This is a genomic window from Tardiphaga sp. vice304 (assembly GCF_007018905.1).
In the GTDB taxonomy this organism is placed as follows: Bacteria; Pseudomonadota; Alphaproteobacteria; order Rhizobiales; family Xanthobacteraceae; genus Tardiphaga.
Genome location: NZ_CP041402.1, coordinates 3,603,698 through 3,626,324 on the forward strand (window position 1 = coordinate 3,603,698; position 22,627 = coordinate 3,626,324).

A 22,627-nucleotide genomic window follows, 5' to 3' on the forward strand; every position below is an offset into this window, starting at 1 on the left:
CGCCGGTGGACCGGCGCGCGATGCGGCATCCTAGCATGGCCGGGTGGCGCGCGGGCAATCTTGTAAAGTCCGGCCGGTATTCCGATCTCTAAGGGACGGACATACCGCCTTCACGTTACCTGCTCCAAGGAATACAGCATGACCGACGCCCTCGCCGCCAACGTCCGCTACGACAAGGCCCGCTCGCGCTTCGAACTCGAGATTGATGGCGCGGTCGCTTTTGCGGATTATCGCCTGGCCGGCGACCGTGTCGTCATCACCCACACCGAGACGCCGCCGTCGCTGCGCGGCCGCGGCATCGCTTCAGAGCTGGTCAAGGGCGCGCTGGTGCTGATCCGCGCGGACGGCTTCAAGGTGGTCGCCGGCTGTTCGTTCGTAGTGGATTATCTTGAGCAGCATCCGGAAGTTTCGGATCTGGTGGGCTGATTTGTCATTCCGGGGCGCGAGGGCACCGCCCGAGCGAACCCGGAATCCCGATATGAGAGCGTGCTGAACAGTTCGAGGTTCCGGGTTCGCTCGCGCTGATGCGCTCGCGCCCCGGAACGACAGTGTTTTTCACACGATCTTGATCGACATGTCCGGCAGGCCCTGCAGCTTGCACAGCAACACGTCGCCTTTCACGACGGGCCCGACATTCTCCGGCGTGCCGGAATAGATGATGTCGCCGGCCTTCAGCTCGAAGGCTTCGGACAGTTTGGCGATCTGCTCGGCGACGCTCCAGATCATCTTGTCGAGGTCGGAATTCTGCTTCACCGTGCCGTTGACCGAAAGCGAGATCGCGCCCTTGGCGAAGTGGCCGGTCTTGCTCACCGAATGGATCGGCCCCAGCACCGCGGCGTGGTCGAAACTCTTGCCGATCTCCCACGGCTTCTTCTCGTCGCCCATCGCGCGCTGCAGGTCGCGGCGGGTCATGTCTAGGCCGAGCGCGTAGCCATAGACATGATCGAGCGCCTTCTCGACGGGAATGTTGGTGCCGCCGGATTTCAGCGCCGCCACCAGCTCGACTTCGTAATGATAGTTCTTGGTCAACGAGGGATAGGGATGATCGGCGACCTCACCGACCTTGACGTTCTGGATGGCGTCGGTGGGCTTCTGGAAGAAGAACGGCGGCTCGCGCGTCGGGTCCGATCCCATCTCGCGCGAATGCGCTGCATAGTTGCGGCCGATGCAATAGATCCGGCGCACCGGAAACACGTCGCTCTCCCCGACGATCGGAATGGTGACGGCATCGACAGCAAAAATGCTTTTCGGCCCGGCCTGAGCGTGGGCGGATGAGCCTTGTGCGGCGGCAACACCCGCCAGTGCCAGCGTCCCGGTGGTCAGAATCGTCCTGCGGTCGATGCGGTCCATGGTCGTCCTCCGTATTTTTATGGCTTGATGGTTCCTATCACGAAAAAGGCCCGCGCGAGCGCGGGCCTTTCGGCAATCGTGCAACCAGGCTTAGTGCTTGATATCAGCCGGCAGCTTGCCGCCATTGGCGGCAAGCTTGGCCATCATCTGCTTGTGCAGCCAGATGTTCATCGTCGCGGAATCATTGGTGTCCCCAGTGTAGCCGAGCTCCTTGGCGAGCTCCTTGCGCGCGGTGAGGCTGGAATCGATGTCGAGCGCCTTCATCAGGTCGACGATCGAGGTCTTCCATTCCAGCTTCTCACCCTTGGCGGCGACGGCCTTGTCGAGGATGGCGGCGACATCGACGCTGTCAGCCGACCCAGGTCCGGGCGCGGCGCCCGCAGGGGCCGAACCGGGAGCCGGCGCGGAGTTCGTGGCTGGCGTGGAGCCCGGCGTCGCGCTGGCACTGGTGCCGAAGATGGCGCCCATGATTTTTCCGAAAATGCTCATATTGTCGCTCCCAGTAGACTTAATGGACTAATTGAAGAACTTGCGTGGCGGATGGTTCCCGGCCGGTCGGCCAATCGCCGACCTGCAGTGATTTTAGCGCTACTATCGTCGCCTGCCAATGCGACGCCTGCGTTGCGTCGCTGTGACGGCAAGGTATTGCTGCAGCGCGGTCGGCCGCGCTCACTGAAGCGTGAGCGGCGTCGGCTGCAGATTGGCGTAGGCTTCCCGCACAGGTCGCGGCAAACCTTGCTCTCGCGTCTGGTTTGATCGTGACGAATCCGACAGCGGCCCCGCAACGAGGGCGCGCACAGGGAGTCACGTCATGGTCCAACCCTATCCCGGCAATGCCACCCAATATGCCCGACGCCACGCGGACGCCATCGGTCCCGCCATCCACCGCCTCACCTCGGCCGACCTGATCGACGCCCTGCGGCTCGGCTGGGAGGATTTCAAGGCGGTGCCCAGCCACGCCATCATGCTGTGCCTGATCTATCCGCTGGTCGGCCTGGTGCTGGCGCGCGCCGTGCTCGGCTATTCGATCCTGCCGCTGCTGTTTCCGCTCGCTGCCGGCTTTGCGCTGATCGGTCCGTTCGCCGCCCTCGGCCTCTACGAACTCAGCCGCCGCCGCGAGATCGGCGACACGCCCTCCGCCGGCCATGCGCTCGACGTGCTGCGCTCCCCCTCGTTCGGCGCCATGCTGGGCCTGGGCGCGATGTTGCTGGTGCTGTTCGTGACCTGGATCGCGACCGCGCAGGCGATCTATGTCGCGACCTTCGGCCATGCGCCGGCATCGGGGATCCCGGACTTCGTCTCGCAGGTGTTGACGACCCCGCAGGGCTGGACGCTGATCGCGCTCGGCTGCGGCACCGGCTTCCTGTTTGCGCTGGCGGCGCTGTGCGTCAGTGTCGTGTCGTTTCCGTTGATGCTCGATCGCCACGCCAGCGTTGCTGACGCCATCACCACGTCGCTACGCGCGGTGGCGGCCAATCCGGCGACGATGGCGATGTGGGGGATGATCGTCGCGGTGCTGCTGGTGCTGGGCTCGCTGCCGCTGTTCCTCGGGCTGGCGGTGGTGGTGCCGCTGCTCGGCCACGCCACCTGGCATCTGTACCGCAAGGTGGTCGAGCGAAATCCCGAGGCGCCGGTGATCCCGCCGCGCGTGAAGATCAAGCGTTCGGCGGCGGATTTCCCGGTGTCGCTGTTCCAGTGGCGCCGCGACGATAATTAGGTTTGGCCGCCTGGCAGATAAACTGAATTGAGAATCATTTTAAATTGACCATGTGAATTTCGCATATCTCATCGTAGCAGAGTTCCGATTTCGTTTGCCTTCCGCCGGCAACAGGAGGCGCCGCGCGCCCCAATTCGAAGCGGCGGCGCCGCCGGATTCGCGGCTCTTTCAACGACACGATCATTTAATCGACTAACTAACTCGGCTTTTCCAGCCGATGTTATTTTTTTGCGCAGCGAAGCGTCATACTCCGGGCACTGCGCCAATAGGTTAATCATCCCTTGCGCGAGCTATGCAACATACGCCTAGCTGCACCGCAACATTCCGACTGCTAAACAGCGGATGATCATCTATATTCATTTCAACGACGACGGTGGTTCAAGAGATGAACCGCCACACTGCAGGAGAGCAAGATGCTCGTTTCTTTCATCCGTATGATCCAGGCGTTTCGTGACTATCAGCGCAACGTGGCCGAGCTGTCGCAACTCAGCGATCGTGAACTGTCCGACATCGGTCTCGACCGTTCCGAAATTCGGCGCGTCGCTTCCGGCGCCTACCAGGGCTAATCCGCCGCTTTGATGCCTCACGACCAGCGCCCGCTTATTGCGGACGCTCTCGTGAAGCCATCAAGGATACGGACAACCCCCTTGCCGGTGACGAAGCGGATTCCACTTCGCGGCAAAACGCGCTACATGCGGGGCCATGACAACAGCCCTGAACCATAGCGACCACGTTCACATCATTGGCGCCGGCCTTGCCGGTTCTGAAGCGGCGTGGCAGGTCGCCAACGCCGGCATTCGCGTCGTGCTGCACGAGATGCGGCCGCACCGGATGACCGAGGCCCACCTCACGCAGGGTCTGGCCGAACTGGTCTGTTCGAATTCATTCCGCTCCGACGACGCACTGAACAATGCGGTCGGCCTGCTGCACGCTGAAATGCGCCGGCTTGGCTCGCTGATCATGAGCTGTGCCGACGCCAACCAGGTGCCCGCCGGCGGCGCGCTGGCGGTGGACCGCAACGCCTTTTCCGACGCCGTCACCCGTGCGCTCACCGAACATCCCCTCATCACCATCGACCGCACCGAGATCGACGGCCTGCCGCCCGCCGAGTGGGGCAACGTCATCATCGCCACGGGCCCGCTGACCTCCGCACCATTGGCCGAGGCGATTCGCGGCGTCACCGATCAGGACGCGCTGGCGTTCTTCGATGCGATTGCACCGATCGTCCACAAGGATTCCATCGACATGGAAACCGCCTGGTTCCAGTCGCGCTACGACAAGGTCGGGCCCGGCGGCACCGGCGCCGACTACATTAATTGCCCAATGACCCGCGACCAGTACGAAGCCTTCATCGACGCGCTGTTGTCCGGCGAAAAGACCGACTTCAAGGAATGGGAAAAGAATACGCCCTATTTCGACGGCTGCCTGCCGATCGAGGTGATGGCGGAGCGCGGCCGCGAGACGCTGCGCCACGGCCCGATGAAGCCGGTCGGCCTGACCAATCCGCGCGACCCCACCGTGAAGGCCTATGCCATCGTGCAGCTGCGCCAGGACAACAAGCTCGGCACGCTCTACAACATCGTCGGATTCCAGACCAAGCTGAAATACGGCGCGCAGATGGACGTGCTGCGGATGATTCCCGGCCTGCAGAACGCGGAGTTCGCGCGGCTCGGCGGCCTGCATCTTAACACCTTCCTGAATTCGCCAAAGCTGCTCGATGAGACGCTGCGGCTGCGTGCGCTGCCGCGGCTGCGCTTTGCCGGCCAGATGACCGGCTGCGAAGGCTATGTCGAATCCGCCAGCGTCGGGCTGATTGCCGGGCTCTATGCTGCGGCCGAAGCGCGCGGCACCTCGCTCGCACCACCGCCGCCGACCACGGCGCTGGGTTCGCTGCTCGGCCACATCACCGGCGGCCATATCGAGACCATCGATGCCGGTCCGCGCTCGTTCCAGCCGATGAACATCAATTTCGGCCTGTTCCCGCCGCTGGCGCAGGCGCCGACCCGAAACGCCGAAGGCGGCAGATTGCGCGGCAACGAGAAGACCGTCGCCAAGAAGCAGGCGATGAGCGCGCGCGCCCTGGCCGACATGGACGGCTGGATAGCCGCCCACCTGCCCGCCCGCGCTGCCGCCGCGTAACGCGCGCATCACATTCAGGACCGAGTCATGAGTTTGCCGAAACAGGACGCCGCCGCGCTGTCCGCCCACTGGACCGAAGGCGTGCTGCTAAAGCGCGACGTGTTCTCGACCGTCGAGCGCGGACGCTACCGCGCCAACGGCAGCGAGGTCGACGCGGTGCTGCGCCGGCTCGACCAGGTGCCGTGGTGGTCCTATGTCGTCGCCCAGCATCTGTTCACGCGCGAGCGCCGCGCGCTGACGCTGGCCCGCGATCTCCGTGTCGGACCGGAATTGCTGTGGGCCGGCGAGCAGGCGCTGGTGCGGGGCTTCATCGACGGCGTCGCGCTGCATCTCGCCAAGCCCTATGGCGACGCGCGCTATTTCAAATCCGCGAAACTCGCGCTGCGCAAGCTGCACCGTATGGGCGTCTGCCACAATGATCTGGCGAAAGAACAGAACTGGCTGCGCGGCACCGATGGCCTGGCCTATGTCACCGACTTCCAGCTCGCGGTCTGCTTCAAGTCGCGCTCCCGGCTGTTCCGCATCGCCGCCTATGAGGACCTGCGCCATCTCTTGAAGCACAAGCGCTCCTACGCGCCGGAGTTGCTGACGCCGAGCGAGAAGAAGGTTCTGGCGAAGAAATCCGGCTTCGCACGGATCTGGCTGATGACCGGCAAGAAGGTCTATCGCGGCATCACGCGCGGCATCTTCAACTTCACCGACCGTGAAGGCGGCGGCCGCCGCCTGGTCAACGACGCCCCGCCGCTCGCCGAGCTGATCCGCCGCCATCCCGCGGTACGCGACGTGTCGATCGTGGCCTTCGCCGATCGCCGCAGTGGCGTCGGGCTGTATGCCTTCGTCGAGGCCGACGATGTCGCACTGGAGGCGCCGCTGCAGGCGTCGCTGGTATCCGCCAAAGGCCCGAAGCCGCCGGAGCATCTGCAGGTGGTGTCCGCGCTGCCGCGCGATGCGGCGGGAAATATCCGCACCGAGATCCTGCAACTGGTGGCAATGAACCAGCTCGACCTGATCGAGCCGTTGATGACCTCGGACGCGGATCGGATGTTCCTGAAAGGCATCCTGGAATCGCGGAAGAACCTGCGCGACCGGTTCAATTTCGAGACGCCGACGGCGTAAGCTAAGACCTATCAGCCGTCATTGCGAGGTCAAGGAAAGCCTATGGCTTTCCCCTTAGCGAAGCGACGCGGCAATCCAGAGCGGCAAGCTCGGCGAGAGCTGGATTGCTTCGTCGCTTCGCTCCTCGCAATGACGGCGGATAGATTAGTAAACCGTCGAGACTTACGAAAACACCTTCGACAGCGACGCCCGCCACAACGTCCACAGCGTGCGCAGCCGCGACGGCACGTTCAGCACGAACGGATCGTGCCCGGCGACGCTGACCCGCTTGAGATCGCGCGCCACCAGCGCCAGCGGCAGGAAGGCGCGGCGCGCCTCGGCCGGCATCGCCGGCAACAGCGCCATCGCCGTGGCCAGTTGCGCCTGCGCGCCTGAGATCAACTGGTCCAGCGTGGCGCGGATCGGCGGCGTGAGTTTTCCGGCATAGACTTCCTCGGCGCTGCCGCCGTTCCGGATCAGCATGTCTTGCGGGATGAACATCAGCCGTCGTGCGGAATCATAGGGCAACGTGGCGATCAGCCGGACCACGCCCTGCGCCAGGCCACCATGGTCGGCGGCCTGCTCGATGGCGTCCGAATGGTGCCCGAGAATGCGCGCCTCCAGCGCCAGCAGCGTCGATGACGTGTCGTTGATGTGGCTCTCCAGCACCGCAAGGTCTGGCATGGGATCGTTGTAGAGATCGAACACATGGGCTTGGACAAGCTTCGTGAGCCGATCGACAGGCAATTCATGAGCGCGGATCGCCAGCAGCAGTTCGGCGGCAACCGGGTTGCTCTCGACGTCGCCATGGCCGGCGCCGGCCAGCATGTCGGTCCACCATTGCAGCCGGATCTCGCCCGGCAGGGGCTGGCTGACATGTTCATGAATCCGGGACACTTCCGCGTTGAAGGCGTACAGCGCCAGCAATGAACGGCGGTGTTCGGCCAGCACGAACAAGGTCGCGGCGTATCGTTCGAAATCCTGGCTGCGCACCAGTTGCGCGCAGAACGCGGCGGAATCGCTGTCGGCGCTCATGGCACCGCGATCAAAGCCGCGGCAACGCGGCGGCGCTCGCCCATCATCACATTATAGGTGCGGATCGCAGGTCCGGTCTGCATCGCGTCGATCACGACATGGACGTTGCGCAGCGCCTCGCGCAGGTCGCGCGGCACGATCCACACCTCGTTGCCGGTGCCGATGATCAGCGTGTCGATGGAGGCTGCATTCTCGAACACGCGCTTCAGCGAGGCGCGGTCGATGTCGGTCGCTCGGGTCACCCCCCATGCCCAGATCGCATCCGGCAGGCACAGCAGCGAGCCAACATGCGACATGGTGTCGAACTCGAACCCGCCCCGGCCATAGCCGTCGATCGCGGCAGATCGCGGCAGATGCGGCGCTTCGGGCGGGACCGGCATGGCTACTTCTTCTTCGGAGTGTCCGGCGCGGTGTCACGCTTTTCACCGACGCCGAGATAGATCAGGATCGGCGCCGCGATGAAGATCGAGGTGTAGGTGCCGACCAGCACGACGCCGAACATCATCACGGCCGTGAACGAGTGGATCGCGTTGCCGCCGAACAGCAGCAGAGCCAGCAGCGCCAGCGTCACCGTGACGTGGGTGATGATCGAGCGCGACAGCGTCGAATTGATCGACTCGTTGAGCAGGTCGGGCATCGGCATCTTCTTGTAGCGCCGCAGCATTTCACGGATACGGTCATAGATGACGACGGTGTCGTTCAGCGAATAGCCGAGAATCGTCAGCAGCGCCGCAATCGAGGTGAGATCGAACTCGACCTGACTGATCGACATGAAGCCGATCGTCAGCACGATGTCGTGGACGTTAGCGATCATCGCGCCGAGCGCGAACTGCCATTCGAAGCGGAACCAGAGATAGACGAGAATGCCGAGGATCGCGACCATCAGGCCGAGCATGCCATAGGCCAGCAATTCGCTGGAAACACGCGGGCCGACGACTTCGACGCGGCGGTATTCGACGCTGTCGCCGAAGGCGGCGCGCAGCTTCTGCACCGCTTGCTGCTGCGCGGCGTCGCCGCCGGGCTGCTCGGCGACGCGGATCAGCACGTCGGCGGGGCCGCCGAATTGTTGGATCTGCACTTCGCCGAGGTTGAGCGCAGCCAGCGTGGAGCGCATCGCCGGGATGTCGGCGGTGCCGGACTTGGCCTGCACTTCCAGCAGCGTGCCGCCCTTGAAGTCGATGCCGAAGTTCAGCCCGTGCGTGAAGAACAGCACGATGGCGAGGATCGACAGCAGCGCCGAGATCGGAAACGAGATCCGGCGAAAGCGCGTGAAGTCGAACTTGGTATCGTCAGGGACGATACGCAAAGCCGGCAACCAGTCCATCGCAGCGACGATGCTGAGAACGACGATGAGGGCCCCAAGGCCGTAAAGAACCATTTGTGTCACAGCGAGCTCCGCAATCTCAAATCGGCACGCTGGTCGGCCGCTTCCATCGCACCCAGGTCGCCACAATCAGGCGGGTGACGGTGAAGGCAGTAAAGACCGTGGTGAGGATGCCGATGCCGAGCGTCACGGCGAAGCCGCGCACCGGACCGGTTCCGATGTAGAACAGCACCGCGGCGGCGATGAAGGTGGTGATGTTGGAATCCAGAATGGTCGACAGCGCGCGCTTGAAGCCGGCGTCGATCGCCGAGATCGCGGTGCGGCCGCCGCGCAGTTCCTCGCGGATGCGCTCATAGATCAGCACGTTGGAATCCACCGCGATGCCGACGGTCAGCACGATGCCGGCGATGCCGGGCAAGGTCAGCGTCGCATTCAGCAAAGACAGCACGCCAAAAATCATCGCGACATTGATGGCCACCGCGATGTTGGCGAACAGGCCGAACAAACGATAGGTCAGCAGCATGAAGATGATGACGAGGATAGAGCCTACATAGGCCGCGAGTTCGCCTTTGGCGATCGAGTCGGCGCCGAGGCCGGGACCGACGGTGCGCTCCTCGATGATGGTGAGCGGCGCCGGCAGCGCGCCCGCGCGCAGCAGGATCGAGAGGTCGTTGGCCTGCTGCACGGTGAACGAGCCGGAGATCTGGCCGGAGCCGCCGGTGATCGGTTCGCGAATGACGGGAGCCGACACTACCTCGTTGTCGAGCACGATGGCGAAGGGCTGGCCGACGTTCTTCACGGTCGCGTCGGAAAACTTGCGCGCGCCGGATGAGTTGAAGCGGAACGACACGATCGGCTCGTTGGAGCGCTGGTCGAAGCCGGGCTGCGCGTCGACGAGATCGGCGCCGGACACCAGCACCTCCTTCTTGACGACATAGGGCACCTTCGGCGACTGCGAACTCATCAACAGGTCGTAATCCGGCGGCACCCTGCCCTGCGCCTGATCGGCCGGTATGTTGGAATCGACCATGCGGAAATCGAGCTTCGCGGTCTTGCCGAGCAGTTCTTTCAGCCGGGTCGGATCCTGCAGGCCGGGGACCTGAACCAGGATACGATCGGCGCCCTGGCGCTGGATCAGGGGCTCGACGGTGCCGAGCTCGTTGACGCGGCGCTCGACGATCTGGATCGACTGTTCGACCGACTGGCGGACGCGGTCGGCGATCGCGGCGGGCGGCACGGTCAGCCGGATCAGGCCGCCGCCGGCGTCGGACACTTCGAGGCTGCGCTGGCCGTTGGAGCCCAGCAGGCCGCCGAGCGGCTGCGACAGCTCGCGCAGCTTGGTCAGCGCGGTCTGGACTTCGTTTTCCTTGGTGATGCGGACTTCGACGGAATCATTACGCGCGCTCAGGCCGGTATAGACGATGCGGGCTTCGCGCAGCGTGCGGCGGGTATCATCGCGAACCTGATCGAGCTTGTCCTTCTTGACCGAATTGGAATCGACCTCGAGCAGGATATGCGAGCCGCCCTGCAGATCGAGCCCGAGCACCAGATGGCGTTGCGCCCATTTCGGCCAGGTCTTGACCTGGGACTCCGGAAAGAAGTTCGGAACCGCGCACAGGCAGACCGCCAGCGCCGTGAGAATGACCGCCAGCGCCTTCCACCGCGTGAAATACAACATCGAGTTGACCCGTCAGATTCGGTGAGATGGCGACGCGCGCAGCGTTAGCTCGCTGGAACGCATCAGCTCGCGGTGCTGTCGTCCTTGACGGCCTTGATGTCGGCCTTCTCGGCCTTGTCCTTGGCCGGCTCGCCCTTGGTGCGGACGCCGGCGATCATGGTCCGCATCTGGCGGACGCGGACGCCGTCGGAAATCTCGAACTCGATCTGCTCGTCGTCGACGACCTTGGTGACCTTACCGACCATACCGCCGGAGGTGACGATGGTATCGCCGCGGCGGATGTTCTTCACCAGCTCGGCGTGGTCCTTCACCTTCTTCTGCTGCGGGCGCAGAATCAGGAAATACATGATCACGAAGATCAGCGCGAACGGCAGCAGCGACATCAGCATCGAACCGGTATCGCCACCGGCGGCTGCAGCCTGGGCAAACGCAGGGGTAATGAACATCGGGGTATTCCTCGTGAAAACCTGAAAACATGGGAAAAACCGGCGACGCAGCGGCGTTCGGCCAGTTTGGCAAATTCGCGCGGACTATAACCACCGCGGCCCCAATTGCAACGTCGCCCGGCGCTGATTTGCCTCACATTTGAAGCGCTTGCGGCGGGCCGCCGGGCTCGTTATGGGTGCCCCGACAGGAAGGACCAAAATGTCCAAAAAACCCGCTAAAACCGCCCCACGCCGGGTTGCCAAGCCCTCTCCGAAGCGTCCTGCCCCGGCCCGCAAGGCCGCCGCGGCAAAACGTCCCCGTGCCGCCAAAGCGCCGGCGATGGACGAGCGTATCGCCCGGGCGCTGGAAGCGATCGCCGCCGGCATGGCCGCTGCCTCCCCCAAATTCGACAATGCCGATTCGCTGAAGCGTGCCGACGCCTTCGTCTGGCACCCCGACGGCCGCCTTGCCCCGGTGCCGAAGGTCAGCCGCGTCGACATCGGCCTGCTGCACGGCATCGACCGGATGCGCGACATGCTGATCGAGAACACCGAACGCTTCGCCACCGGCCTGCCCGCCAACAACGCGCTGTTGTGGGGCGCGCGCGGCATGGGCAAGTCCTCGCTGGTCAAGGCCGCACATGCCCGCGTCAACGCCATGAAGGGCGTCGATGGCCGGCTCAAGCTGGTCGAGATCCACCGCGAGGACATCGAAAGCCTGCCGGCCTTGATGGCGCAGATCCGCGCCTCGGACTTCTACTTCATCGTGTTCTGCGACGACCTGTCGTTCGACGGCAACGACGCCTCCTACAAATCGCTGAAGGCGGTGCTGGAGGGTGGTATCGAGGGCCGGCCGGACAATGTCATCCTGTATGCGACCTCGAACCGCCGCCATCTGCTGGCGCGCGAGATGGTCGAGAACGAACGCTCCACAGCGATCAATCCCGGCGAGGCGGTCGAAGAGAAGGTCTCGCTGTCGGACCGCTTCGGGCTGTGGCTCGGCTTCCACAAATGCAGCCAGGACGAATATCTCGACATGGTGCGCGGCTATTGCAGCCATTTTGGCATCAAGCTCGATGCCGACGAATTGCAGCGCGAGGCGCTGGAATGGTCGACGACGCGCGGCTCGCGCTCCGGCCGCGTCGCCTGGCAGTTCACGCAGGAACTGGCCGGCCGGATGGGCGTGCGGCTGGCGGGGAAGTAACTTGTAGCCTGGATGAAGTCAGCGAGCCGTGCGTAGCACGGCGCGCTGACGCAATCCGGGAACAGTATGGACGTGGACGAGCCGGCCCCGGATTATCATCCGGGCTACAAAAAATGCCGGGCGTGAGCCGGGCATTTTGCGTTGTATAGTTCAGCTTGCCTAGCCACCGCTGAGGAACTGGTTCGGATCGACCGGCGAGGAGCCCTTGCGGATCTCGAAGTGGAGCTGCGGCGAGCTCACTTCGCCGGACTGGCCGGACTTGGCGATCACCTGGCCGCGCTTGATGGTTTCGCCGCGCTTGACCATCAGCTCGCTGGCATGGGCGTAGGCGGTGACATAGCCGTTGGAATGGCGAACCAGAACCAGATTGCCATAGCCCTTCAGTTCGTTGCCGGAGTAAGCGACGACGCCGTCTTCGGCGGCCTTCACGGGCGTGCCCTCGGGCACCGCGACGTTGATGCCATCATTGGCCTTGCCGTTGGTCTTGGCGCCGTAGGCGGTGACGACACGGCCGCGCACCGGCCAGCGGAAGGTCGGCAGCGCGCCGGTGGCATCCGCCGCCTTGACCGGGGATTCCGGTGCGGCGACTTCCTCGGGGGTCGTGGAGGTCTGGGCGAGACGGGCCTTCTGCACGGGTTCATTGGTGGCGACGCGGGTCGCGGGCGCGGACACCACCGTGCCGGCGGGGGCTGCGGCCACGGCGGCAGGAGCCGTCGCGCCGAGCGGCGCCGGCGGTGCGCCAGCAACCCGGGTAGCGGCGGGCACCGTGATCTTGCTGCCGAGCTTCAGGCCGGCATTCGGCGCCAGGCCATTGGCGCGGGCCAGATCGGCGACCGGCACATTGGTGCGACGGGAAATGCTCATCAACGTATCGCCGCGATTGACGAAGTGAACCGAAGCGGCGGCCGGTGCGGGCGCGGCAGCGGCGATCGCCACCGGACGCGCCGGAGCGGCGGGCACGGCGGCCACGGCCGGAGTGCCCTGACGTGGAATCACCAGGCTCTGGCCCGGCGACAGCGCGCGCGGCCCCTTGTAGCCATTGGCCTGCAGGATCGCAGCCGACGACACGTTGTAGCGACGCGCCAGCGTCTCCAGCGTATCGGAGGTGCCGACGATGATCTTGGTACCGCCGTCGCGGGCCTGGCCATTGGTCGCCGCCACCGAGCGCGGCGCGACCGAGGCCGTGGTCTCGATCGGCGCGGCAGGCGGCGTGTAGGAGCCCATCCCGCGGCCGCCGCCGGTCACCGGCTGGGCGGATGCGACGGGGGTGGACGGATAGGACTGCGGCGCCGCGATCGGCGGCGGCAGCGCGGAGGATTGATAGGTCGGCGGCGGGTTGTAGGCCGGGCGCTGGTACTGCGGCATCTCGCGCGGCGCCGGCGGCTGTGCCTGCTGACGCGGCTGCGATACCGAACCGGTGGTATCACCCTGCCAGCCAAAACCGCGCGACTGGCCGGGCTCAAAAGAGGGATTCTGCGACAACCGCGTCTGCATGTCGGCGCTGCAGCCGGCAAAACCGATCGACATCAGCGCCAGCACCGCGACCTGCGGGGCCCGGCGGGAGCAAAGCAACTCGACAACGCTGGACATGGGTTACTCACTCATACGCAACAAAAAATCACTCTTTTGAGTAAACACTGTCGGTATTACCAAGCCTTTAACCCTGCGGGCAGGAAGCCGGCGGTGCGCTGAACTTTTTCACATCTCGCGCGCAACGCCCTTCAACGCCGGTACAAAGCGCACATCGACCAGGGCCCTGCGCTCATACAAGTCGCCGGTCTTGCGATAGCGGATCAACGTCTGCACGCCGGCCTGCGGGCCGACCGGTGCGATCAAGATGCCTTCCGGCTCGAGCCGGCCGAGCAGCGCGTCGGGCACCTCCTCCATCGCAGCCGTCACGATGATGCGGTCGAACGAGCCGACACTGGCCGGCACCGCATAGCCGTCGCCCAGCATGACTTCGACATTGTGCAGGTCGAGGCGCTCCAGCCGGGCGCGGGCGGAATCCGCCAGGGTTCGGTACCGCTCGATGCTCAGCACGTCGCGGGCGAGCTTCGACAGGATCGCGGCCTGGTAGCCCGAGCCGGTGCCGATTTCCAGCACGCGGTGTTCCGGCTGCGCCTGCAACTGTTCGGTCATGTAGGCGACCACGAAGGGCTGACTGATGGTCTGGCCGCAGGCGATCGCCAGAGCGGTGTCCTGCCAAGCGTGTTCCCGGTCGGTGGCGGCGACGAACTGGTCGCGCGGCACGGCCTCCATGGCCCGCAACACGCTCCGGTCACTGATGCCGCGCCGCCGCAGGCTGAGCTGGAACATCATTTGTTCGGGCGGATGTCCGACGGTGATCATGGCAGCCTCACGCAACGCAAATTCGAGCGCGCAACCTAGCGCAGATAGATTGACGCAATTCTTCAGAACACGGTAAGCCAGTTCACGATTTATTCTTCCGTTTCGCTGTCCGAAGCCGTAACGGGGTGTTATCTTGCGAAGGGCCTCCATTGCCCATGGTTCCGGGCGGATCCGAGCCAGGCAGCCGTTCTCGCAAGGCGCCCCCGCCGGCGGCTGGCTTCGGAACTGCGATCTGCTATTTTGATTCGATAATCAAGTAAGGAAGCCGGCCATGACTGCCACCAAACCGCCGGGCGGATCAGTTTTCCTCGTCGAGGACGAGGTAATGATCCGGATGATGGTTGCCGACATGCTCGAGGAGCTCGGCTACAGCGTGGCGGCCGAGGCCGGCGAGATCAACGAGGCCATTCGCCTGGCCGGCTCGACCGAGTTCGACATCGCGATCCTCGACGTCAACGTCAACGGCAAGGTGATTTCACCCGTCGCCGAGGTGCTGCAGTCGCGCGGCCGTCCCTTCATCTTCGCCACCGGTTACGGCGCGCAGGGCCTGCCAGAAGAATTCCGCGACCGCCCGACCTTGCAGAAGCCGTTCCAGATGGAAACGCTGGCGCAGGTGCTGGCGGATACGCTGAAGGGCGTGGCGGTTTAGCTGAACATCCATCCTTCGAGGCTCGCCCTGCGGGCGAGCACCTCAGGATGACGGCGGCGGGCGGGACAGCAAGACGAGACCCGTCGCAACAAACTCCGCCGTCATCCTGAGGCGCCGTCGCGAAGCGACGGGCTCGAAGGATGCGCCGCAAACGCCGTAGCAGCCCTACTTCATCGCCGCCGTCAGCGCTTCGGAAAAGGCCTCGTCCGTACGGTCGAGCCGCAGCGGCGTGACAGAGACGTACTTCGCCGCGAGCGCGGCCAGGTCGGTGCCTTCCGCCGGCATGTCGACCACCGCGATGCGCTCGAAGCCGATCCAGAAATACGGATTGCCGCGGCCATCCTTGCGCTCATCGACGCGCAGGAAACCCTGGTTGCGCTTGCCCTGCCGCGTGACGCGGACGCCCTGCACGTCATCGGCCGCGCAGGCCGGGAAGTTGACGTTGATCACCGTGTTCTTCGGCACGCCGGCCGCAATCACCTTGCGCAACACGTCGGGCCCGAATTTCAGCGCGGTATCCCACAGCGGCGCGTGGCGGGTTTCCATGGAAAATTCCTGCGACAGCGCGACCGAGGGAAAGCCGAGAATGGTGCCTTCCAGGGCGCCAGCGATGGTGCCGGAATAGACCACGTCCTCGGCGACGTTGCGGCCCTTGTTGACGCCGGACAGCACCAGGTCGGGCTGCTTGTCCAAGAGGATGTGGCGCGCGCCCATGATGACGCAATCGGTAGGCGTGCCCCGCACCGCAAAGTGCCGCGGGCCGATCTCGCGCAGCCGCAGCGGATCGTTCAGCGACAGCGAATGCGAGACGCCGGACTGGTCCATCTCGGGGGCCACCACCCAGACGTCGTCGGACAGTTCCTTGGCGATCTGTTCGAGGATCTTCAGGCCGGGCGCGTGAATGCCGTCGTCATTGGTGCAGAGAATTCGCATGCGCTCAGATGCCTTTTCCAATTACTTTGAGTCCGCCCATATAGGGCTGCAGCACGTCGGGGACGACGATCGAGCCGTCTTCCTGCTGGTAGGTTTCCATCACGGCAATGAGCGCGCGGCCGACCGCGGTGCCGGAGCCGTTCAGCGTGTGGACGAAGCGCGGTCTGCCGTCGGCAGCGCGGTAGCGCGCGTCCATGCGGCGGGCCTGAAAGTCGCCGCACACCGAGCACGACGAGATCTCGCGATAGGCGCCGCCCTCGCCCTGCCCGGGCATCCATACTTCGATGTCGTAGGTCTTTTGCGAGGCGAAGCCCATGTCGCCGGTGCACAACGTCATCACGCGGTAATGCAGGTCGAGCCGGCGCAGCACTTCCTCGGCGCAGGACAGCATGCGCTCGTGCTCTTCGCTCGACTTGTCCGGCGTGGTGATCGAGACCAGTTCGACCTTGGTGAACTGGTGCTGCCGGATCATGCCGCGCGTATCGCGTCCGGCGGCGCCGGCCTCGGCGCGGAAGCACTGGGTCAGCGCGGTCATGCGCAGCGGCAGTTCTTTTTCGTCGAGAATGGATTCGCGGACGAGGTTGGTCAGCGGGACTTCGGCGGTGGGGATGAGCCACATTCGATCGGGATTGTGGTCATACACAAAATCTCCGATCTCCAAGCGCTCTATTTTTGCAGCTTCGATACCGTTCTTTTCAACGTAATCAAGAATGGCCATCTTATCCTGCTCAAAAGTTTTGTAGGCGTGCTTGCGCTGCACTTCTTCAGTTTCGACACGAAATTGGTCATTGCTGAATTTTGGTAGCTGCGCCGTGCCAAACATTGCGTCGTCCCGCACCAGCATTGGCGGGTTCACTTCCATGTAGCCATGGTCATTGGTGTGCAGGTCGAGCATGAACTGGCCAAGCGCGCGCTCTAGCCGCGCCAGCCCGCTCTTCAGCACGACGAAGCGCGCGCCGCTGAGTTTGGCGGCGGCTTCGAAGTCCATGAAGCCCATGGCTTCGCCGAGATCGTAATGCGGCTTCGGCGCGAAGGCGTAGCTGCGCTTGGCGCCGAAATGGTGATGCACGACGTTGCCGTGCTCGTCGCTACCTTCGGGCACTTCGGCGAGCGGCAGGTTCGGGATCTCGGCCAACGCGGTCTTGAGTTGCTCCTCAGCCGCCTTCGCCGCGGCGTCCATGGCCGGCATCGTGGTCTTGAGTTCGGTGACCTCGGCCATCAACGCGTTGGCGCGGGCGTCGTCCTTGTTCTTCTTGGCGTCACCAATTTCCTTGGAGGCCGCATTGCGCCGCGCCTGCGCCAGTTCGGACGCCAGGATCGCCGTGCGCCGGGTCTCGTCGATCGCCAGCAGCGACGCAGCCAGCGGCGCCAGCCCGCGCCGCTTCAGTGCGGCGTCAAAGGCCTCGGGTTTGTCGCGGATCGATTTGATGTCGTGCATGGCGGGGGTCCTGGGCAAACGTGGCCCTGAGTACCCCGAACGCCGGTGATTGGGAACATCAAATGGCGGGACAAGCCATCAGTGAATGCGTTGCAAGGCCGCCAAAAGGCCGACGCCCAAAGCGACAATACCGCCTAGACGTATCGTTACCTGCAGCGCGGATTTCTCTATCGCTGCTTGAAGATCGTTCCGGGTGGCCAGCAATCTTGCGTCGAAATCCGACATGGCGACAAGCAGGTCGGTTTTTGTCACCAATTCGGTCATGACGAAATCCCGCGTCGCTTCCGCGTGGGCCTCGGCGTGATTGGTTTGCACGCCGGCATCCCGCAGCCGCTTTGAGTAACCGAGTGTATCAAAAGCCCATGCCAAGGTCACTTCCCGCCGCCTACCTACCCGGCAGATTACGAAACGCAACCTAAAGATGCAACCGACTACTCCGCCGGAGTCACGTCCGTGCCCGCACCCGCCGCCTTCGCCGCGGCCTTCTTGGCATTCCGCTCGACGATCTTCACCGCGATGATCGAGCCCTCGTACAGGATCATCAGCGGGATCGCCAAGGAGGCCTGGCTGATGACGTCGGGCGGGGTCAGCACTGCGGCGATGACGAAGGCGATGACGATGAAATAGCGGCGCTTGTCCTTCAATTGCTGCGACGTCAGCACGCCGATGCGGCCGAGTAGCGTCAAAATCACCGGCAACTGGAACGCGATGCCGAAGGCGAAGATCAGCGACATCATCAGCGACAGATATTCGCCGACCTTGGGCAACAGCGCGATCTGTGCGGTGTCGCTGCTGCCGGTCTGCTGCATGCCCAGCGAGAACCGGATCAGCATCGGCAGCACCATGAAATATACCAGCAACGAGCCGGCTGCGAAGAAGAACGGCGTCGCAATCAGATAGGGCACGAAGGCGCCGCGCTCGTGCTTGTAGAGCCCGGGCGCCACGAACATGTAGACCTGCGCCGCGATGATCGGGAAGGAGATGAAGCCGGCGCCGAACATCGCGAGCTTCAGCTGGGTCAAAAAATATTCCAGCAGCGCGGTGTAGATGAACTTCGAATTCTCGGGACCGGCTACCCAGACGAACGGCCACACCAGCACATTGTAGATCTGCTTGGCGAAGAAGAAGCAGAAGATGAACGCGATGGCGAAGGCCAGCAGCGCCTTGATCAGCCGCGAACGCAGCTCGATCAGGTGATCCATCAACGGCGCCTTCGAGGCTTCGATGTCTTCCGCGCTCATGACGCTCTCGCGTCCTTCAACACGTCGGGGTTGGCCGTTTCGGGCTGGACAGCGGCGACGTCGCTGGCAGACGTTTGGACCGCGGGCATGGCAGCAACCGGCGGTTCGATAGCGGCGGCCTGCACTTCCGAGGTGATCGCCAGCGGCTCCATCTGCGGATTGTGTGCCTCGGCCTCGACGAAGGTCTCCGCCGTCGGCAGCTCCGGCGTGGTGGGCATGACCGGCGGCGTATCGATATTCTCGATCTTGTCGATCGTTATGGCGTCGCTGACGTCCTTGGTCAGCGAGGTCAGAATGTTGGTCTTGGTAAAACCGGAGGCGGTGTCCTTGATGTCGTCGAACGCCTTCTTGACGTCTTCCATCTCGGCTTCGCGCATCGCCTCGTTGAACTGGCCCTGGAACTCGGACGCCATCTTGCGCGCCTTGCCCATCCACTGCCCGACCATGCGCAGCACGCCGGGCAATTCCTTCGGGCCGATGGCGATCAGCGCGACCACCGCGATGACGACCAGTTCACTCCACCCGATGTCGAACATGAATTCTTCCGCTCACGCGAGACGAGGCGTCCCGCGTCCCTTTCATAGGTCCGGCGCGATCCGGCTGCAACGGGCAGCCCGCTGCAACAGGCAGCCAGATCAGCCAACCTTGGTGCCGACGTCGGCGGGGCGCGTGGCGGCAGGCGCCGGCGGCTGATCGATGGTGCGGACCGGCTCGATCGGCTTCTCGGCGGGCGGTACCGTCTTGTCGTCGTCGGCCATGCCCTTCTTGAAGGCCTTGATGCCCTGCGCGACGTCGCCCATCAGGTCGGAAATCTTGCCGCGGCCGAACAACAACAGGACCACCCCGATCACCACGATCCAGTGCCAAATGCTGAGTGAACCCATCCTGAAACCCTCCACACGCGGCCGGTCGCCCGGCCGTCAATCTGACCGGAACGTAGGACGCGGGCATGTCAAAAACAAGGACCTAAGCCCCCGTGAAATCGCGCATAACGCCGCGCGTCGCCGCGAGCGTTAACGGCCCGGAATCAGCGTTCGGTGTCTTCTTCCGGCTCGTCAGAACCGGCCTCGCCGAGGCGCGGCGCCGGATCGACCGCTTCGGTCTCCTCCAGTCCATCGGCCTCAAGCTCGGCCGATTCGGGCGCCTCGGCCTCGATCTCGGCGGTCTCGGCGGCGTCTATCTCCGCCTCGATGGTGTCGGCATCACCCAGTTCAGGTTCGGCGGTTTCCAGCCCGGCATCCGCCTCTTCGGACACGTCGGCGTCCTCAGCCAACTCGGCCAGGTCGTCCCCGACTTCCAGTTCGGCTTCGACCACCTCGATTTCGACGATTTCCTCGACCTCGGCAAAGCCAACGACATCGCCGGCTTCAGCCTCGACGGTTTCCGGATCGACCAGTTGCCGCTCGGCAATTTCCAGTTCGAGGGCGTCGACCGCTTTTTCGATCAGTCCGGGGAATTCAGGCTCCGGTTCAGGCAGCGACAGACCGAGTTCGCCGTCTTCCAGCGGATCCTCGTCCTCGCGCAACGTGGGATCGTCGGACGGGTTCGGCACGCTGAAGCCCGCGGGCAGCCGCGAATCCAGCAGGCCGGTGCCCTTCAGCTCTTCCAGGCCCGGCAGGTCGCCGAGCGCTTCCAGGCTGAACTGCGACAGGAACGTATCGGTGGTGCCGAAGGTCAGCGGGCGGCCCGGCGTCTTGCGACGGCCGCGCGGCCGGATCCAGCCGGTCTCCAGCAGCACGTCGAGCGTGCCCTTGGAGGTGACGACGCCGCGGATGTCCTCGATCTCGGCGCGGGTCACCGGCTGGTGATAGGCGACGATCGCCAGCACTTCGACCGCGGCGCGCGACAGTTTGCGCGTTTCGGTGGTTTCGCGGGTCATCAGCCAGGACAGGTCGCCGGCGGTGCGAAACGTCCATTTGTTGGCGACGCGGATCAGGTTGACGCCGCGCATCGCATAATCGGCCTGCAGCCGCGCCAGCGCGGACTTGATGTCGACGCCGTCCGGCATGCGCTTGGCCAAGGCGGCCTGGTCGAGCGGCTCGCTGGAGGCGAACAGCAGCGCTTCGAGCAAACGCAGTTCCTCGGGACGTGCTTCCGGCTGATCGTCGGCCTGCACGATCGGATCCTCGGCATCGTCGATGATTTTCTCGGCGAGGCTTGCCATGTCGGGATCTCCTTCTTCCACTACTCGGCCGGAACGTCCGGCTCCACCAGCGCAGCCGTCGCGGAACGCGGCGGGGGCTTGCGGAAATACAGCGGCGCGAACGCCGCCTTCTGGCTGAGATCGAGCGTGCCCTCGCGGACCATCTCGAGCGCAGCCGCAAAGCTCGATGCCATCACGGTGGCGCGCTGGGCGGGATCGACGACATAGGCCAGCAGATATTCGTCGAGCCGGCTCCAGTCCTCGGCCATGCCGACAAGGCGCTCCAGCGAGGCGCGAGCCTCCGACAGCGACCACACGGTGCGGCGCGCCAGATGCACCTTGGTCAGCACGCGGGCCTGACGCTGCGTCGCATAGGCCGACAGCAGATCATAAAGCGTGGCGGTGAACTTCGGATGCTTGACCTCGGCGATCGCCTCGGGCGCGCCGCGCGGAAAAATATCGCGCATGAGCTGCGGCCGGGTCATCAGCTGGTTGGAGGCCTCGCGGATCGCCTCCAGCCGGCGCAGCCGGTTGGCCAGCGCCGTCGCCATGTCCTCGGCGCTCGGGCCCTCGGCCGAAGGCGGCTCGGGCAACAACAGCCGCGACTTCAGGAACGCCAGCCACGCCGCCATCACAAGGTAGTCGGCAGCCAGTTCCAGGCGGATTTTTCGCGCGGCTTCGATGAAGACGAGATACTGGTCGGCGAGCGCCAGGATCGAGATCTTGTGCAGGTCGACCTTCTGCTGCCGCGCCAAAGCGAGCAGCAGGTCGAGCGGGCCTTCATAGCCCTCGACGTCTACGACTAGGGAGGGCTCATCGTCCTCGACGATTTCCGCGGGACGCCCGGTTTCGAAGGACAGGATTTCAGCGCTCATGCGCGGGCCTCGGCGCGGGCGATCAGGGCATCGAGATCGGCACGGCCCTGGACGCGGTCGAACGCATCCGGCTGCCGGCGCGACGCCAGCACCGCTTTGGCGCGTTCCAGCGCTTGGCCGGCGAGGATCGGGGTCTCGGCGGCGACGGCGCGCATCTCGTCGAGCTTGCCGTTGCAATGCAGGACGACGTCGCAGCCGGCCGCCACGATCGCGCGAGTTCGCTCCGCGATCGATCCGGCCAACGCATTCATGGACACGTCATCACTCATCAACAAACCCTGGAACCCGATCGAGCCGCGAATCACCTGAGCAATGATTGTCGCAGATGTCGTCGCCGGTTGTTCGGGATCGAGGGCGCTAAACACAACATGTGCAGTCATCGCCATCGGTAAATCGGCCAAAGGCCTGAATGCGGCGAAATCGAAGGCTTCGAGTTCCGCCGCAGAGGTATCCACGACCGGCAATTTGAAATGGGTGTCGGCGGTAGCGCGGCCGTGACCGGGAATGTGCTTGAGCACCGGCAGCACGCCGCCCTGCTCCAGCCCGGTCGTCACGGCGCGGGCGATGGCCGCGACCTTGTCCGGCGTGGTGCCATAGGCGCGGTTACCGATCACGGCGTCGGCGCCCTCGACCGGGACATCGGCTAGCGGCAGGCAGTCAACGGTGATGCCGAGATCCACCAGATCGGCGGCGATCAGGCGCGACGACAGCCGCGCGGCTTCAAGGCCAAGCGCCGGCTCGATGTCATAGAGCGTGCCGAACACGGCGCCGGGCGGATACACCGGCCAGTGCGGCGGGCCGAGGCGTTGCACCCGGCCGCCCTCTTGATCGATTAGCACGACGGCATCGAGATCGCCTGTACTCTCGCGCAATTCTTCAACCAATCTCGTGACTTGCGCGGGATTGTCGATGTTGCGTTTGAACAGGATGAAACCCCAGGGCCGCTCCGCGCGCAAAAACGCGCGCTCTTCGGCGGTCAGTTCCAGTCCGGATACGCCGGTGATGAAGGCACGTTTGGTCATGAGGCCGATT

Annotated in this window: 24 protein-coding genes and 2 pseudogenes; 7 read left to right on the forward strand and 19 right to left on the reverse strand. The window is 64.4% G+C overall.

The genetic code is table 11. The annotated features are described in order from the left end of the window. The first annotated feature begins 138 nt into the window (after positions 1-138). Entirely contained in the window at positions 139-426 is a 288-nt protein-coding gene (locus FNL56_RS17095) for a GNAT family N-acetyltransferase (protein WP_143574089.1), read from the forward strand. A 129-nt stretch (positions 427-555) separates the two neighbouring features. Here the strand turns inward: FNL56_RS17095 and FNL56_RS17100 are convergent, their stop codons facing one another. Next, positions 556-1,350 carry a fumarylacetoacetate hydrolase family protein gene (locus FNL56_RS17100; protein ID WP_143574090.1) on the reverse strand — a complete coding sequence of 265 codons (795 nt, stop codon included), beginning with the start codon at positions 1,348-1,350 and terminating at the stop codon, positions 556-558. 90 nt (positions 1,351-1,440) lie between these two features. Continuing rightward, entirely contained in the window at positions 1,441-1,839 is a 399-nt protein-coding gene (locus FNL56_RS17105; protein WP_143574091.1) for a DUF3597 domain-containing protein, read from the reverse strand. 322 nt (positions 1,840-2,161) lie between these two features. Here FNL56_RS17105 and FNL56_RS17110 point away from each other — a divergent pair, with 322 nt between their 5' ends. The 4 genes from FNL56_RS17110 to FNL56_RS17125 all read left to right on the forward strand — a co-directional run bounded on the left by FNL56_RS17110 (position 2,162) and on the right by FNL56_RS17125 (position 6,322). Further along, positions 2,162-3,067: a DUF2189 domain-containing protein gene (locus FNL56_RS17110; RefSeq protein WP_143574092.1), complete on the forward strand. Its 906-nt coding sequence runs from the start codon at positions 2,162-2,164 to the stop codon at positions 3,065-3,067. Positions 3,068-3,480: 413 nt separating this feature from the next. Continuing rightward, the gene (locus FNL56_RS17115; protein WP_143574093.1) at positions 3,481-3,633 is read left to right on the forward strand and encodes a DUF1127 domain-containing protein; all 153 of its coding nucleotides are present in this window, start codon (positions 3,481-3,483) and stop codon (positions 3,631-3,633) included. A 136-nt stretch (positions 3,634-3,769) separates the two neighbouring features. Then, complete coding sequence (gene trmFO / locus FNL56_RS17120) at positions 3,770-5,206, forward strand: methylenetetrahydrofolate--tRNA-(uracil(54)-C(5))-methyltransferase (FADH(2)-oxidizing) TrmFO (RefSeq protein ID WP_143578030.1); 1,437 nt, start codon at positions 3,770-3,772, stop codon at positions 5,204-5,206. A gap of 27 nt (positions 5,207-5,233) precedes the next feature. Then, positions 5,234-6,322: a serine/threonine protein kinase gene (locus FNL56_RS17125; protein WP_143574095.1), complete on the forward strand. Its 1,089-nt coding sequence runs from the start codon at positions 5,234-5,236 to the stop codon at positions 6,320-6,322. A gap of 162 nt (positions 6,323-6,484) precedes the next feature. On the opposite strand, the gene FNL56_RS17130 is transcribed toward FNL56_RS17125, so the two are convergent. From FNL56_RS17130 to yajC, 5 genes are all read right to left on the reverse strand, one after another. Beyond that, positions 6,485-7,336, reverse strand: coding sequence for a phytoene/squalene synthase family protein (locus FNL56_RS17130; RefSeq protein WP_143574096.1), 852 nt, complete (start codon positions 7,334-7,336; stop codon positions 6,485-6,487). After that, a complete protein-coding gene (locus tag FNL56_RS17135) occupies positions 7,333-7,716 on the reverse strand; it encodes an Mth938-like domain-containing protein (protein WP_143574097.1) in 384 nt (127 codons plus the stop codon). The genes FNL56_RS17130 and FNL56_RS17135 overlap by 4 nt, the downstream gene beginning before the upstream one ends. A gap of 2 nt (positions 7,717-7,718) precedes the next feature. Further along, complete coding sequence (gene secF, locus FNL56_RS17140; RefSeq protein WP_143576212.1) at positions 7,719-8,714, reverse strand: protein translocase subunit SecF; 996 nt, start codon at positions 8,712-8,714, stop codon at positions 7,719-7,721. A 25-nt stretch (positions 8,715-8,739) separates the two neighbouring features. After that, positions 8,740-10,338 (reverse strand): protein translocase subunit SecD, encoded by a 1,599-nt coding sequence (secD, locus tag FNL56_RS17145; protein ID WP_143578031.1) that lies wholly within the window; start codon positions 10,336-10,338, stop codon positions 8,740-8,742. 62 nt (positions 10,339-10,400) lie between these two features. After that, entirely contained in the window at positions 10,401-10,784 is a 384-nt protein-coding gene (gene yajC, locus FNL56_RS17150; protein WP_143574099.1) for a preprotein translocase subunit YajC, read from the reverse strand. Between the two features lie 199 nt (positions 10,785-10,983). On the opposite strand from yajC, the gene FNL56_RS17155 reads away from it, so the two are divergent. Continuing rightward, positions 10,984-11,967, forward strand: a complete 984-nt coding sequence (locus FNL56_RS17155) for an ATP-binding protein (protein WP_143574100.1) — start codon at positions 10,984-10,986, stop codon at positions 11,965-11,967. 159 nt (positions 11,968-12,126) lie between these two features. Here FNL56_RS17155 and FNL56_RS17160 read toward each other — a convergent pair whose 3' ends face one another. Both FNL56_RS17160 and FNL56_RS17165 read right to left on the reverse strand, forming a co-directional pair. Next, a complete protein-coding gene (locus FNL56_RS17160) occupies positions 12,127-13,557 on the reverse strand; it encodes a LysM peptidoglycan-binding domain-containing M23 family metallopeptidase (RefSeq protein ID WP_143574101.1) in 1,431 nt (476 codons plus the stop codon). Between the two features lie 108 nt (positions 13,558-13,665). Next, positions 13,666-14,316: a protein-L-isoaspartate(D-aspartate) O-methyltransferase gene (locus FNL56_RS17165; RefSeq protein WP_143574102.1), complete on the reverse strand. Its 651-nt coding sequence runs from the start codon at positions 14,314-14,316 to the stop codon at positions 13,666-13,668. Positions 14,317-14,587: 271 nt separating this feature from the next. Between FNL56_RS17165 and FNL56_RS17170 the strand changes: the two genes are divergently transcribed. Beyond that, complete coding sequence (locus FNL56_RS17170) at positions 14,588-14,965, forward strand: response regulator (protein ID WP_143574103.1); 378 nt, start codon at positions 14,588-14,590, stop codon at positions 14,963-14,965. A gap of 165 nt (positions 14,966-15,130) precedes the next feature. Here FNL56_RS17170 and surE read toward each other — a convergent pair whose 3' ends face one another. The 10 genes and pseudogenes from surE to nagZ form a co-directional block, all read right to left on the reverse strand. Further along, positions 15,131-15,898: a 5'/3'-nucleotidase SurE gene (surE, locus tag FNL56_RS17175; protein WP_143574104.1), complete on the reverse strand. Its 768-nt coding sequence runs from the start codon at positions 15,896-15,898 to the stop codon at positions 15,131-15,133. A 4-nt stretch (positions 15,899-15,902) separates the two neighbouring features. Beyond that, positions 15,903-16,556, reverse strand: a pseudogene (serS, locus tag FNL56_RS29000) (serine--tRNA ligase); the annotation flags it as partial. 108 nt (positions 16,557-16,664) lie between these two features. Next, positions 16,665-17,336 (reverse strand): annotated as a pseudogene (locus FNL56_RS29005) (serine--tRNA ligase); the annotation flags it as partial. Positions 17,337-17,414: 78 nt separating this feature from the next. Then, the gene (locus FNL56_RS17185) at positions 17,415-17,705 is read right to left on the reverse strand and encodes a hypothetical protein (protein WP_143574106.1); all 291 of its coding nucleotides are present in this window, start codon (positions 17,703-17,705) and stop codon (positions 17,415-17,417) included. Positions 17,706-17,767: 62 nt separating this feature from the next. Then, the gene (gene tatC / locus FNL56_RS17190; protein WP_143574107.1) at positions 17,768-18,577 is read right to left on the reverse strand and encodes a twin-arginine translocase subunit TatC; all 810 of its coding nucleotides are present in this window, start codon (positions 18,575-18,577) and stop codon (positions 17,768-17,770) included. Further along, positions 18,574-19,113 (reverse strand): Sec-independent protein translocase protein TatB, encoded by a 540-nt coding sequence (tatB, locus tag FNL56_RS17195; RefSeq protein ID WP_143582191.1) that lies wholly within the window; start codon positions 19,111-19,113, stop codon positions 18,574-18,576. Before tatB ends, tatC begins: the two co-directional genes overlap by 4 nt. Before the next feature lie 99 nt (positions 19,114-19,212). Beyond that, the gene (locus tag FNL56_RS17200; protein WP_143574109.1) at positions 19,213-19,461 is read right to left on the reverse strand and encodes a twin-arginine translocase TatA/TatE family subunit; all 249 of its coding nucleotides are present in this window, start codon (positions 19,459-19,461) and stop codon (positions 19,213-19,215) included. Between the two features lie 143 nt (positions 19,462-19,604). Then, a complete protein-coding gene (gene scpB, locus FNL56_RS17205; protein ID WP_143582192.1) occupies positions 19,605-20,741 on the reverse strand; it encodes an SMC-Scp complex subunit ScpB in 1,137 nt (378 codons plus the stop codon). 20 nt (positions 20,742-20,761) lie between these two features. Then, complete coding sequence (locus FNL56_RS17210; protein ID WP_143574111.1) at positions 20,762-21,595, reverse strand: segregation and condensation protein A; 834 nt, start codon at positions 21,593-21,595, stop codon at positions 20,762-20,764. After that, the gene (gene nagZ / locus FNL56_RS17215; RefSeq protein WP_143578032.1) at positions 21,592-22,617 is read right to left on the reverse strand and encodes a beta-N-acetylhexosaminidase; all 1,026 of its coding nucleotides are present in this window, start codon (positions 22,615-22,617) and stop codon (positions 21,592-21,594) included. Before nagZ ends, FNL56_RS17210 begins: the two co-directional genes overlap by 4 nt. Positions 22,618-22,627: the final 10 nt, after the last annotated feature.